This window comes from Curtobacterium sp. MCSS17_011 (assembly GCF_003224275.1).
Taxonomy (GTDB): domain Bacteria; phylum Actinomycetota; class Actinomycetes; order Actinomycetales; family Microbacteriaceae; genus Curtobacterium.
Map to the genome: position 1 here is coordinate 13,543 of NZ_QKLE01000026.1, position 12,996 is coordinate 26,538.

The following is a 12,996-nucleotide window of genomic DNA, read 5'->3' on the forward strand; positions in this document are numbered from 1 at the left end:
CGGGTCGTGCGTCGCCTCGCCGCGGCCTGCGCCTCGCTGACGGCGCTCGGCGTGCTCGCGGCGCCCGCCGTCCTGCCGTCCGGGTCGAGTGCCGCCGCCCTCGACTTCCCGTACGTCAACCAGTTCTCCAGTGCGTCCGGCGGTGCCCTGCACGGTGACGCCGCCGTGACGGGCGGCCGGTTGCGGCTCACCGACGACGTCAAGAACCAGGCGGGGGCCTGGTCGACGAACGACACGTTCCCGTCAGACACCGGGCTCGAGATCGAGTTCACCTACGCGATGTACACGTCGAAGGACGACCCCGGCGCCGACGGCCTGTTGCTCTACCTGGCCGACGGCTCCGCAGCACAGGGCGTCGGGTCCTTCGGTGCCGGCCTCGGGTACGCCTGCCGCAAGGAAGCGACCGAGGGCGGCGGACGCGTGTGCGACCTGCCCGGTGTGCCCGGGGGCTTCGCCGCCGTCGCGATCGACCACTACGGCAACTTCTCGTCGCGCATCAACGGATCCGGTCCCGGAGCGCAGCCCGACCACGTCGTGGTCCGGGGCTCGGGCAACGGGACCGAGGGCTACCGGTACGTCGCCGGCGCCACGGCACCCGGCGGCACGGTGACCGCCGGTTCCGCGCCCCGAACGGTCCGCATCACCCTGCTGCCCGACGACGACGGCGGACTCTCCGTCACCGTCCGGCTCCAGGCCGGCTCGTCGACGCGCACCGTGCTCGACGCGGTCCCGCTGCACGGCGACGGGCAGGCCCCGCTGCCGAGCTCGCTGCGCCTCGGGTTCGCGGGAGCCACGGGCAGCCACGTCGACAAGCACGAGGTCGACGCGCTCCGGGTCTGGAAGCCGGCCGACCTGTCGGTCGAGCACGACCTGCCCGCGACCGCGACGGCCGGCGAGCCGCTCCGCTACACCGTGACGGCGCGGAACCCCGGCCCGAACGTCGCGGACCCGAGCCCGTTGCAGGTCGACGTGCCCGACGGCGTCGAGGACGTCACCTGGACCTGCACGGCCGCGGACGGCTCCGCATGCGCCACCGGGTCGGGCACCGGGGACGTGGCGACCGACCTGTCGTTGCCCCGAGGGGGTTCGGCCGTCGTCACGATCGAGGGACGGGTCGCCGAGGGCACGTCCGGAGCGCTGGAGAGCGTGGCGACCATCGCTCCGCCGACGTCGTTGTCCGACACGAACGAGGCCGACAACGCCTCGCGGGCGACCACCACCGTGACGGCCCCGGTGGTCGAGGCCCACGTCGAGACGGACAAGTCGGTGTCGCCGTCGACCGTGCAGCCCGGCGACGAGGTCGAGTACCTCGTGACCGCTCGGAACCGCGGGCCGTCGGTGGCCCAGCAGGTCGGTGCGGTCGACGACCTGCCACAGGCCATGCGGTTCGTGGGCTCCGACGACGGCTGCACGGCCGAGGGCCAACGGGTGACCTGTCGTTCCGAGGTGTCGCTGGACGTGGGCGAGACCCTGGACTTCCGGATCCGCGCCGTGCTCGACCCCGGGTACCAGGGGGACGGGTCCGACGTGGTCAACGTGGCCACGGCGACCTCGCCCACCGACCCGGACGGCGGGGATCCGTCGACCGGGGTCGCGATCGTCATCGGCCCGGACGACGAGGGGCCGGAGCCGACACCTGTGCCGACGACCGGACCCGTGCCGACGACCGGCCCAGCTCCGGACGACGGGGACGGCGACGCCGGTGGTGGCGTGTCCGGCCCCGACGGCGGTGCCGGCGACCCCTCAGGCGATCGTGGGCTGGCTTCCCCGGTCGGGGCCCTCGCCTACACCGGCGCCGACGGGCTCGGCGTCGCCGCCGCGCTCGCCGCGCTGGCCGCCGCCGTGGGTTCCGTGTGCTGGTGGCTCGCCCGACGTCGAGCCCGCCGGACCGTTCCCACCGACGACCCGCAGCGGTCCTGACAACGCCGGGACGGCACCGGAGGACGGTGCCGTCCCGGCTCACGGGTGTGGACGTCCACAGGGGTCGAGTCCGCTCCGGTCGGGCGCTCACCCCACCGGCGGTAGGATCGGATCCACGATCCGCATGCCCGAAAGAGGTCTCGTGTCCGACACCGTGGACGACGCCACCACCGTGGAAGACGCGACCCAGCGCGCGCGGTACTGGCCGATCCCGATCCTCCGGGCGGTCCCCGCAGCGGTCGTCGCGATGGTGATCACCTTCTCGACCAACCACGCCGCGGGCTACGGTCTCCTGCTGTTCGGCGGCTTCGCCCTGGTCGAGGGCCTCGTGCTCCTGTTCGCCGGGATCTCCCGACTGCCCCTCGACGGCCGTTCACGTCGCACGACCCTGCTGCAGGCCGTCATCACCCTGCTCGCCGCGGTCGCCGGGTTCGCGTGCAACGGGCTCGGGCTGCCGGCCTTCATCACGGTCATCGTCGCCTTCGCGGTGCTGACCGGAGCCCTCGAGCTGTCGCAGGGGCTCCGTGCCCGCAGTCGCTCGCCCTTCGCCCGCGACTGGTCCACGATCGGCGGTCTCACGCTGCTGCTCGCGGTCGCCTTCCTCGTCACGCCGCCGGACTACTCCCAGCAGCTCGGTGGCGTGGAGCAGGTCACCGGCACCCTCGACGCCTCGATCGTGCTCGTCGGCCTGCTCGGCGCGTACCTCGCCATCACGGCCGTCTTCCACGTGATCGCCGGCCTCTCGCACAAGTGGGGCACGGCCACGCCGGCCGTCGCCCCGGACGGAGCACCACACGCATGACCACCCCCAGCCGCCGTGACCGTCTGCGCCCGGTCGAGCTCCTCGGGATCTCCGCGATCGTCGCGGTGTTCACCGGACTCGTCGTGCTGTTCTCGACGCGGGAACTGCAGCTGGCCGTGATCTTCCTCGGCGTCGCGTTCATCGTGGTCGTCGTCGTGCTCGCGATGCTGCAGCTCGCCTCGTCGAGCGAGCAGGACGACAACGACATGCTCGGCGGGCACAAGACGCCGGGCGAGGGCGACGGCGACGACTTCCACTGAGGCTTGACACGCCCGAGGTCACGAATCCGGAACGGTCCTGTCAGGATCGCGGGTCCCGCCGACACCTCTGAGTGAAGGGGGTGGGATGTGGATGTGACGACCGGCACCGACACGGACGAAGGACTCGTCCGTGCGATGGCACAGGGGGACACCGGCGCGCTCGCCCGGGCGTTCGACCGGTACGCCGCCACCCTCACCCGCTACGCGTGGGCGCTGGTCGACGACCGGTCCGATGTCGAGGAGATCGTGCAGGACGCGTTCCTGACGCTCTGGCAGCGCGCCGCGACGCTCGAGCTGCCGGCGGACACGGTGCTGCCGTGGCTGCTCGTCGTGTGCCGCAACCACGCCTTCAACACCGGGCGCAAGCAGGCGCGGCGCCGCACGGACGAGCTCCCCGAGCACCTCGCCTCGCCCGCCGACCACGACGAGGCCCGCGAGACCCTCCGCTGGGTCCGGGCCGAGATCGCCGCGCTCCCCGACCTCGACCGCCGCATCTGCGAGCTCTGCCTGCTCGAGGGGCACTCGTACGCCGAGGCCGCCGAGCTCCTCGGACTCACGGTCGGCGCGGTCACCCAGCGGGTGTCCCGCAACCGTCGACGACTCAAGAAGGTGGTGATGCACGATGAACACTGAGCCTCCGCAGGGAGACGACCTGCAGCGCATGCTCGTCTCGATGAAGCAGAACGTCCTCGAACGTGCCACCCCGCTCCCGAAGCGTCGTCGTGGTCGGTCTGGGATCGTCATCGGCGTCGTCGCGCTGCTCGCCGTCGGCACCGCGACCGGCGCCGTCGCCCTGACCCTGTCGCAGCAGAACGCCGACCCGGTCGCCGCTCCCACCCAGACCCAGCAGCCCGAACCGTCGCCGTCCGCGACGACGCCGAGCTCCGCCCCGATCACGGGTGCCCCCGTCCCGAAGCCCACCCCGACGCCGACATCGTCCCCGACGGCCACGGCGAAGCCCGCTTCGAACGTGCTCATCCCAGGCGACTGCTACCAGCTCGTGCCGGACGCCGACTACGCCCGCTTCTTCGGCGCCGCGACCCACACCGCGACCGTCTTCGGCCCGGGGGCCACCCGCGAGCCCGACGGCAACGACCGCGTCCAGGGCCACCTCCGCGATCCACACGAGTGGCTGTACTGCACGTGGCAGAACTCCGGAGTCGAGGCGAACATCACGATCCGGGTCAGTCACACGGCGGACATCGCACAGGACACCCCCGAGGAGTACGCGGAGCAGGCCGGGACGTGCGCGGACGACCTCGGCGGTCGGATGTGCCAGTTCACGACCGGTGCGGAGCGCGTCCGACCGCTCACGGTGACGACGCTCGTGCGCGACGGTGTCACGATCCAGATCAACCAGACCGACTTCCCGACCGATGGGCTCCTCGCAGCGATCGTCGGGGAGATCTGGGGGGACTGACGGCCGGGAGGCACGCGGCGGACCCGCCCCGTGCCTCCCGTCCGTCGGTGGGGCTCACCGGCCAGCACAGGGTCACCCGAGCCGCGCCGCCACGATGTCGAGCGCCAGCGTCCGGACCGCGCGGCTCGGCTCCGGGGACGTCCGGACCGCCAGACCGATGCGGAGCGGGTCGACCTCGTCCTCCAGATCGAGCACCGCCCCGTCGTACCGCACGCCCGAGTCCGGCACGACCCCGACGCCGAGCCCGGCCGAGGCGAACCGGATCACTGCGGGCATGTCGTTCATCTCCGCGACGATCCGCCGACGGATGCCGAGCCGCTCGAGTGCCCCGTCGAGGATGATCCGGTTGCCGAACCCGTGCGCCGTGTCGACGAAGGGCTCGTCGGCGAGTTCGGCGAGCGACACCGACGACCGGCCGGCGAGCGGGTGGTCCGACGCGGTGAACACCCGGAACGGCATCTCCCGCAACGGCTCCACGACGACCCCGGCGGGCACGGTGGGCAGGCCCGTGTAGGCGATGTCGAGCCGCCCGGCGACCAGGTCCTGCACGAGGCCGGTCGTCCCCGACGGCGAGGTCATCAACTCGACGGCGACGAGCGGGTGCTGCCGCCGGAACCGCTGCAGCACGCCCGTCAGGTCGACGATGTCCATGCTCGTGAAGATGCCGAGCCGCACCCGGCCCCGCAGGTCGGCGTCGTCGGCGGTGGCGAGGTCGCGCATCCGGTCGAGCGTCTCGAGCACCGCGCGGGCGTGCGGGAGCAGGTCCTCGCCCGCGGGGGTCAGGACGAGCTGCCGGCCAGTGCGATCGAAGAGCCGCACCCCGAAGCTCCGCTCGAGCGAGGCGATCCCTGCGGACACCGTGGACTGCGCGGCCCAGAGCCGTTCCGCCGCCCGGGTGACGCTGCCCTCGGCGGCGACGGTGACGAACTGTTCGAGCAGTCGGGTCTCCATCGTCAGAGTATCGAGCAGATCGATCGTGCACATCAAGCGCATCCGTTGGACTCGATGTACCGCGAGCGCGATCATCGGAGCATGTCAACCGTCACCGACACCCCGACGGGCACCGTCCCCGCCACCACCGCGGCTCCCGCATCGGCGAGCGACCGTGTCGTCGCTCCGCGCGGACGCCGTGTCCACACCCGTCGGCGCCACGGTTTCGGCTTCTGGGTCGTCGCCTTCGCGTTCCTCGCGGTGATGGCCTTCGCGACCGTCCCCGCGCCGCTGTACGTCATCTACCAGGCCCGCGACGGGTTCCCGACGTTCACCACGACGGTGATCTTCGCGGCGTACGGGGTCGGCGTCGTCGGGTCGCTGTACCTGGCGGGACACCTCAGCGACGTGCACGGCCGACGCCCCCTCATCCTGGTGTCGATCGCGCTCGAACTCGTCGCCGCCGTGCTGTTCCTGCTCTGGAACGACGTCACCGGCCTCATCGTCGCCCGGCTCGTGACGGGCCTCGGCGTCGGGACACTGACCGCGACCGCGACGGCGCACCTCGGTGAGCTCCGGGTCCGTGCCACCGGCTCGAGCGACTCCGCGAAGGGCGCGAGCGTCGCCGCCGGGGCCGTGAACCTCGGTGGGCTGTCGCTCGGCGCCCTGGTCGGCGGCGCGCTCGCCGAGTTCGTCGGGCAGCCGCTCATGGTCCCCTACGTGGTGTTCGTGATCGCGCTGGCGATCGCCTTCGTGCTGGTGCTGGCCGCGCCCGAGACGGTCGACCGCCCCGAGCAGCCCGTGGCCTACCGCCCGCAGCGCATGCAGGCTCCCGAGGGACAGGGCGCCGCGTTCTGGGCCGCCGGCGCAGCCGCGTTCGCCGCGCTCGCCGTGCAGGGCCTCTTCACCTCGGTCGCGCCGAGCTTCCTCGGCACCACCTTCCACGTCACCGACCGCCTCGCCGCCGGCGCGACGACCTTCGGGGTCTTCGCGGCGAGCGCCCTGTCGCAGATCGTCTTCGCCCGACTGTCGCAGCGTGCGCAGATCCGACTCGGCATGGCGCTGCTGGTCGTCGGACTGGTCGTCCTGGCCGTCGCCGCGGTCCTGCTGCAGGTCGCCGGGTTCATCGGCGGCGGGGTGGTCGCGGGTGCCGGCGTCGGCCTGCTCTTCCGCGCCGCGATCGGCAGCGCCGCAGCCCTCGTCGGCCCGGAGCGTCGGGGCGGCGTGCTCGCCGCCACGTTCCTCATCGCCTACGCCGGGCTCACCGGGCCGGTCGTGGCCGTCGGGGCGGCGCTGCTGGTGATCCCGACGCTCCCCGTCCTGATCGGGTACGTGGTGCTCGTCACCGTCCTGGCCGTCGTCGCCGGCACCCGGCTGGCCGCGCGCGCCTGACGCGTGGCGGGCCTCCCGTCCGGCGCGCGCACCGGCCTGGAGGCTCGTCCCACCTCCGCCATACTGGGCCGGTGGCCCAGAAGAAGCGTTCCGTCATCACCGGCGTCGCGGCGGTGCTGGCCGCCGGACTCCTGGCCGGCGGCGTGTTCCTGACGGTGGAGCGGGGAGCCGATGACCCGACGCTCGGTGGCGGCCAGACGTCCGGGACGACGCAGCCGGCGACCGATGCCCCGGGTGACGGCACCGTCACGATCACCCGCACCGGGCCGGACATGCCCGGCAGCACCGCACTCGGCCGGTGCGACAGCACTGCCCAGGCGGCCGTCGCGCAGTACGAGACCGAGGCCCTCGGCCGAGTCACGCTGCAGTGCGGCACCGCTGCCCAGGGCTACGAGCACATCCGGGTGCGGCACACCGCCGACTGGCAGGACGTCGTCACCGGGCACGGCTCGCGCGACTGGGACGACGCCATGCTCACCGCGGTGCAGACGGCGCTCGAGGACCCGCGCCCCGGGTTCCCGCTCGACGCCGGTGACGGCAAGGTCTGCTACGCCGCACCCGTCCGGTTCGACGACGGTTCGCGCCCCGACGACGAGCCGTACGTGAAGGTCATCGTCTCGGCCACCACCGACCGGGTGATCACGGCGTACCCCACGCGCACCGACGACTGCTGACCCGGCGGGCGGCGGCGCGGGCGCGGACACCCGTTCTGCGACAGAGCACGCGTCGATCACCTGGTGGATCGTCGCGGAACCGGAGCGGCGACGCCCGCACGACCGAGCGCAAGACCCTACGCGTGCACCTCGTACTCGTGCCGCCGGTGCGACACCGGCTCCAACTGGAACGTCGAGTGCTCCACCGGCACGTCGAAGTGCTCCGCAACGCACCGCTGCAGCTCGTCGAGGATCGCCGGGGCGTGCGCCGTCGAGAAGCAGTGGTCGTCGACGACCACGTGCGCGGTCAGGTTCGGCACCCCGGTCGCCACGAGCGTCGCGTGCAGGTCGTGCACCGCGATGACGTGGTCGAGCTCGAGGATGTGCCCACGCACGTCGTCGAGGTCGAGCCCCGGCGGCGTCGACTCGAGCAGCACGTTCGCCGTCTCGCGCAGCAGCCGGATCGCCCGCGGCAGGATGAGCAGGCCGATCAGGATCGCGGCGACGGAGTCGGCCCGCTGCCACCCGGTGAGCATGAGCACGATCGCGGCGATGATGACGGCGACGGACCCGAGGGTGTCGTTGAGGACCTCGAGCCGGGCGGCGCGCGAGGTGAACCCCTCGCCCGACGCCCGCAGCAGCACCGCGTAGGCCACCAGGTTGCCGACGAGTCCGACGACGCCGAAGACGAGCAGCGGCCCGGAGTGGATCTCCTCCGGCACGAACAGCCGCTGGACCGCCGAGATGATCACGTAGACCCCGACGGCGAGCAGGATCGCGGCCTGCGCGGTTGCCCCGAGGACCTCGGCCCGCTGGAAGCCCCAGGTGCGCTGCGCGGTCGGCGAACGGCGGGCGAGCCGTGTGGCGACGAGTCCGATGCCGAGCCCGCCGGTGTCGACGACCATGTGCCCGGCGTCCACGAGCAGCGCGAGGGAACCGGTGACCACGGCGCCCACGACCTCGGCGAGCAGGATGCCCGCCGAGATGCAGAACGCGACCTGCAGGGCGCGCTCCGAGGCGTGCCCGACGCCGTGCCCGTGGTCGTGTCCCATGTGCGACATCGTAGGGATCAGCACTGACGACATGCCAGGATCGAACCGTGAGCCGGTCGCCCTACGAGCTGTCCGCACCACCCGAGGTGCTGGCCCGGCTGCACCCCCGGCTCCGGACGTACTTCGGCCCCGTCCCGCCCGGGCACGTCGGCCGCGGCGAGGGCGTGTTCAGCGTCGTCGGCACCCCGCGCCGCTGGCTGTGGCCACTGCTCGCCGTGTTCGCGCGCGACGGCATCATGTTCCCGGTCTGGGAGCGGGACGTCCCCTTCACGGTCGAGAACTGCGCGGCTCGCGTCCATCGTGGATCCGGCACCGGCCTGGAGGCCCGCCCCGCGGTCCGCGCGCACCGCACCTTCCACTTCCGCTCCGGGGTCCGAACGATGGTGGACGCCATCACCGCCGAACCCGACGGCCTGGTCGACCACCTGGGTCGCCACGGGCGCGTCAGCGCCCGGCTCCGGGCGCAGGTCGACGCGGACGGCCCGGACGCGGGCGCCCTGCGCCTGGTCTCCACGCGAGTGACGTTCCGTGCGCTGGGACGCGATCTGGGCCTCCCGGCGTTCCTGAGCCCGCGTGTGACGCTCACAGAACGATTCGATGACGAAGCGGACGTGCAGCGCGTGTCCCTGGTGCTCGCGGCGCCGGTGCTCGGCACCCTGTACCGGTACGAGGGGGCGTTCCGGTACGCCGTCGTGCCCGATGCCGGTCCTGAAGGGGGACGTTGATGGTCGAGCAGCAGAAGGTCGTGATCGCGGGAGCGAGCGGCTTCGTGGGGCGGTACCTGCGGGACGCCTTCGCGGAAGAGGGCTACCGGGTCGTCACCATCGGCCGGACCGGCGACGCCGTGTGGGGCAACACCATGCGCATCCGGGAACTCGTCGACGGCGCCGCCATGGTCGTGAACATGGCGGGCAAGAGCGTCAACTGCCGCTACGGACGACGCAACCGCGCGGAGATCATGCGCTCGCGGGTGGACACCACGCTCGAGCTCGCCGAGGCCATCCGCACGTCCGAGCACCCGACGCCGCTGTGGATGAACGCCTCGACCGCGACGATCTACCGGCACGCCGACGACCGCCCGCAGGACGAAGCCAGCGGTGAGCTCGGCGAGGGGTTCTCGGTCTCCGTGGCCCGCGCGTGGGAGGACGCCTTCTTCGGCGCCGACCTGCCCGGTACCCGTCGTGTGGCGCTCCGGATGGCGATCGTGTTCGGCGACGGCAGCGCGCTGCTGCCGCTCCTGCGGCTCGCGCAGGCCGGCCTCGGTGGGCCGCAGTACGACGGGCCGTGGGTGCCGACGAGCTCCCGGCTCCGCGCCGGCACGTACCACCACCACCGGCCGACACACGGACGCCAGCGGTTCAGCTGGGTGCACATCGCCGACGTCCTGGGGTCGATCCGGTTCCTCCGCGACCACCCGGAGATCGAGGGGCCGGTGAACGTCTCGAGCCCGAACCCGTCCGACAACCGCACCGTGATGGCGACCATCCGCGACGCAGTGGGGCGCCGGTTCGGGGTGCCGACCTGGCGGTGGATGCTCGAGTTCGGGTCGTTCGCGATCCGCACCGAGACCGAGCTCGTGCTGAAGAGCCGGTGGGTGGTGCCGACCCGGTTGACCGAGGCGGGCTACGAGTTCCGGTACCCGCACCTGCATGGAGCGCTCGCCGGGATCATCGCGGAGCGCCGCCAGCACCGGGGCTGAGCACCGGTACCGGGACCCCGTCGACCGGGGCCGGGGCCGGGTCGAGGCCCGGTCGCGGCCCGCGGTCCCGCGCCGGTCGCGACGACCACAGCACGGCGGCCACGACGACCGCGCCGGCGAGCACCTCGACCAGGTCGGGCACCTCGCCGAAGGCCGCCCACGACGCGAGCACCCCGACCACCGGCACGAGCATCGAGAACGGCGCGACGGTGCTCGAGGGGTAGGCCGCCAGCAGCCGTGACCAGATGCCGTAGCCCACCAGGGTCGCGACGACCACGATGTAGAGCAGGCCGAGGTCCGCGGGCAGCGCCGCCGCAGTGAACGCGGTGCCGAGCGCGGCACCGATGCGTTCCGGCCCCTCGACCACGAGCGACAGCACCGCCATCGGCACGGGCGGCACGACCGACCACCACAGGGTCAGGTGCAGCGGGTTCGCGGCCCCCGCCCGCCGGGTCGCGACGTTGCCGATCGCCCACCCGAGCGCACCGCACAGCGCGAGCACCACGGGCAGCAGCGCGGCGGTCTGGGAGCGGTGCAGGGCGATCGCGGCGAGGGCGGCCACGGCGACGGTGACCCCGACGACCTGCCGACCGGTCAGCCGCTCGCGCAGGAACACCCCGGCCAGCACCACCGTGAACGGTGCCGAGGCCTGCAGCACGAGCGAGGCCAGCCCCGACGGCATGCCGGACGCCATGCTCAGGTACAGGAACGAGAACTGCAGCACGCCGAGCCCCAGACCGACGAGCAGCAGCCGCCCGAACGGGATCCGCGGCCGCGGCACGAACAGCAGGGTCGGGACCGCCAGGATCGTGAACCGCAGCGCCGCGAGCAGGAACGGCGGGAAGTGCTCGAGCGCCAGTGCCGTCGCGGGGAAGTTCAGCCCCCAGACCACGGCCACGACGACGGCGAGGAGGCGGTCACGAGTGGTCATGCCCCTCATCGTCCCGGTCCCGACGTTGTAGGTCCATCGAAACTCTGGCAAACCAGGATGTAGTGTCGCTGCATGGTTGCCTTCGACGTGCAGCTGCTGGCGGTCCTGCGCGAGCTCGCCGAACGGGGCAGCGTCACCGCCGTCGCCGAGGCCACCCACCGCACGCCGAGCGCCGTCTCCCAGCAGCTGCAGACCCTGCAGCGGCAGGTCGGGGTCCCGCTGGTCGAACGCGTCGGCCGCGGCGTGCGGCTCACCGCCCACGGCGAGGTGCTCGCCGGCTTGGCGTCCGGGGTCGCGACCGCCATCGCGCGGGTGGACGCGGCGTGGCAGGAACACCTCGGCGGCGCGACCGGGCCCGTGTCGCTGGCGATCTTCCCGTCGGCCGCCGAACTGCTGCTGCCCGGTGTGCTCACGCGGATGCAGGCGCACCCGGGCATCGCGCTGACCCTGGTCGACGTGGACGTCAGCGAGGGGGAGTTCGCGCCGCTCGCCGCCGACCACGACGTGGTCGTCGGGCACCGGTCGGACGGCGTGCGACCGGCCGATCAGGGGTCGGTGGACACCGTGCCGCTGCTCCGTGAACCCCTCGACGTGGCCCTGCCGCCCGGGCATGCCCTGGCCGGCCGCGCACGCGTGGGCATCGACGAGGTCGTCGGGGAACGCTGGATCGGCGTGCCGCAGGGCTACCCGATCGACCGGGTGCTGCATGCGATGGCCGCGGCGACGGACACTCCGCCGAGCGTCGCGTACCGCACGATCCACCTGCCGGTCATCGAGAACCTGGTGGCGGCCGGCCACGGCATCGCACTCGTCCCGCGGTACACGTCGGGCACGCGGGCCGCCGGTCGCTTCCACCTGGCGGAACTCGCCGACGTCCGTGCCGGCCGTCGCATCGAGGCACTCGTCCGCCCCGAGCGTGCCGTCCGTCCTGTGGTGCGCACCGTCCTGGAGGCGCTGGTCGCCGTGGCCCTGGACGTCACCACCTGAGACGGTCGCGCCCACTGCCGGGCGCGCGCCGTGCCTCCAGGCCGCGCGTGTCGCGGCAGACGCGCTTCGTGAGCAGCAATGGTCGGGCCCCGATGCGGAACCCGACCATTGCTGCTCACGAACGGTGGCGGGGTGGCCGCGTCAGCGCACCTGGAACGGCGTGCCGAGCGGCAGGCGCTCCGCCAGCGCCGTGATGTCGGCGTTGTGCATGCGGATGCAGCCGTGCGAGGCGGCGGTGCCGATGCTCGACGTGTCCTCCGTGCCGTGCAGCCCGATCTGGCCGGGGCCACCGCCGAACGAGTTGAGCACGTCCGAGAACGCCGTCGTGCCGTACGCGTACGGGCCGTAGCCCTCGTTGGTCGGCGCGAGCAGCTCGGTCAGCGCGAACCGACCGGTCGGCGACGGGGTGCCGCCGGTGCCGGTGGCGACGGGGTAACTGTCGATGACCTTGCCGTCCTTGTACAGGTCGAGCGTCTTCGTCGAGCGGGTGACGACGATCGCGTACGGGTCCTCAGTCAGGGTGACGGCGCTGGTCGGCACCCAGCCGGTGCTGCCGTTCGGGCGCTGTGCGAGCTGCACCTCCGCCCAGCCGTCCTGCTGGTCGACGACCCGGAAGACGAGCGGGGCACCGGACGCCTGCGGGTTCTCGAGGGTCTGTGTCGCCTTGCCGCCCGCGCTCGCGCTGACCGGGACGGACGCGCCGGTGACGGCGGCGACCGTGGTGCTGGCCGGGGCGTCGACCGCGTCGACGGGCGCTGCCGACCGGGTCGGCTTCGGTGTCGTCGTGGGGGTCGGCGTCGGCGCTGCGACGGATCGGGTCGGGGTCGGGGCGGGCGCGGCTGACAGGGGACCGAGCGCGACGAACGCGACGGCCCCCGTACAGACGACGGCCACGGCGGCGGCGATCACAGTCGCACGCCGCCGTGGCTCGGTCGGGAAGATCGGCAAGA

14 protein-coding genes are annotated in these 12,996 nt (G+C 73.0%); 10 read left to right on the forward strand and 4 right to left on the reverse strand.

Annotated features, from left to right (window positions below; translation table 11 throughout):
• Positions 1-6 precede the first annotated feature (6 nt).
• The 5 genes from DEJ17_RS14385 (at position 7) to DEJ17_RS14405 (ending at position 4,402) form a co-directional block, all read left to right on the forward strand.
• Positions 7-1,920 carry a DUF11 domain-containing protein gene (locus DEJ17_RS14385; RefSeq protein ID WP_181421218.1) on the forward strand — a complete coding sequence of 638 codons (1,914 nt, stop codon included), beginning with the start codon at positions 7-9 and terminating at the stop codon, positions 1,918-1,920.
• 142 nt (positions 1,921-2,062) lie between these two features.
• The gene (locus tag DEJ17_RS14390; RefSeq protein ID WP_110894886.1) at positions 2,063-2,722 is read left to right on the forward strand and encodes a DUF308 domain-containing protein; all 660 of its coding nucleotides are present in this window, start codon (positions 2,063-2,065) and stop codon (positions 2,720-2,722) included.
• On the forward strand, positions 2,719-2,982 hold the full coding sequence (locus tag DEJ17_RS14395; protein ID WP_027464979.1) for a hypothetical protein: 264 nt from the start codon (positions 2,719-2,721) through the stop codon (positions 2,980-2,982). Before DEJ17_RS14390 ends, DEJ17_RS14395 begins: the two co-directional genes overlap by 4 nt.
• Before the next feature lie 93 nt (positions 2,983-3,075).
• Entirely contained in the window at positions 3,076-3,615 is a 540-nt protein-coding gene (locus DEJ17_RS14400; protein ID WP_017886488.1) for an RNA polymerase sigma factor, read from the forward strand.
• On the forward strand, positions 3,605-4,402 hold the full coding sequence (locus DEJ17_RS14405; RefSeq protein ID WP_146239731.1) for a hypothetical protein: 798 nt from the start codon (positions 3,605-3,607) through the stop codon (positions 4,400-4,402). The genes DEJ17_RS14400 and DEJ17_RS14405 overlap by 11 nt, the downstream gene beginning before the upstream one ends.
• Before the next feature lie 72 nt (positions 4,403-4,474).
• Here the strand turns inward: DEJ17_RS14405 and DEJ17_RS14410 are convergent, their stop codons facing one another.
• On the reverse strand, positions 4,475-5,353 hold the full coding sequence (locus tag DEJ17_RS14410) for a LysR family transcriptional regulator (RefSeq protein WP_181421219.1): 879 nt from the start codon (positions 5,351-5,353) through the stop codon (positions 4,475-4,477).
• An 81-nt stretch (positions 5,354-5,434) separates the two neighbouring features.
• Here DEJ17_RS14410 and DEJ17_RS14415 point away from each other — a divergent pair, with 81 nt between their 5' ends.
• A complete protein-coding gene (locus DEJ17_RS14415) occupies positions 5,435-6,724 on the forward strand; it encodes an MFS transporter (protein ID WP_110894889.1) in 1,290 nt (429 codons plus the stop codon).
• Positions 6,725-6,795: 71 nt separating this feature from the next.
• Entirely contained in the window at positions 6,796-7,398 is a 603-nt protein-coding gene (locus tag DEJ17_RS14420; protein ID WP_110894890.1) for a hypothetical protein, read from the forward strand.
• 116 nt (positions 7,399-7,514) lie between these two features.
• On the opposite strand, the gene DEJ17_RS14425 is transcribed toward DEJ17_RS14420, so the two are convergent.
• Positions 7,515-8,429, reverse strand: coding sequence for a cation diffusion facilitator family transporter (locus tag DEJ17_RS14425; RefSeq protein ID WP_110894891.1), 915 nt, complete (start codon positions 8,427-8,429; stop codon positions 7,515-7,517).
• 47 nt (positions 8,430-8,476) lie between these two features.
• Here DEJ17_RS14425 and DEJ17_RS14430 point away from each other — a divergent pair, with 47 nt between their 5' ends.
• Both DEJ17_RS14430 and DEJ17_RS14435 read left to right on the forward strand, forming a co-directional pair.
• Entirely contained in the window at positions 8,477-9,154 is a 678-nt protein-coding gene (locus tag DEJ17_RS14430) for a DUF4166 domain-containing protein (RefSeq protein ID WP_110894892.1), read from the forward strand.
• Positions 9,154-10,128, forward strand: coding sequence for an epimerase (locus tag DEJ17_RS14435; protein ID WP_110894893.1), 975 nt, complete (start codon positions 9,154-9,156; stop codon positions 10,126-10,128). The genes DEJ17_RS14430 and DEJ17_RS14435 overlap by 1 nt, the downstream gene beginning before the upstream one ends.
• On the opposite strand, the gene DEJ17_RS14440 is transcribed toward DEJ17_RS14435, so the two are convergent.
• The gene (locus DEJ17_RS14440; protein WP_110894894.1) at positions 10,097-11,059 is read right to left on the reverse strand and encodes an EamA family transporter; all 963 of its coding nucleotides are present in this window, start codon (positions 11,057-11,059) and stop codon (positions 10,097-10,099) included. The genes DEJ17_RS14435 and DEJ17_RS14440 overlap by 32 nt on opposite strands.
• A 72-nt stretch (positions 11,060-11,131) precedes the next feature.
• On the opposite strand from DEJ17_RS14440, the gene DEJ17_RS14445 reads away from it, so the two are divergent.
• Positions 11,132-12,046, forward strand: coding sequence for a LysR family transcriptional regulator (locus DEJ17_RS14445; protein WP_110894895.1), 915 nt, complete (start codon positions 11,132-11,134; stop codon positions 12,044-12,046).
• Positions 12,047-12,187: 141 nt separating this feature from the next.
• Here DEJ17_RS14445 and DEJ17_RS14450 read toward each other — a convergent pair whose 3' ends face one another.
• Complete coding sequence (locus DEJ17_RS14450; protein WP_258366829.1) at positions 12,188-12,994, reverse strand: L,D-transpeptidase family protein; 807 nt, start codon at positions 12,992-12,994, stop codon at positions 12,188-12,190.
• Positions 12,995-12,996 lie beyond the last annotated feature (2 nt).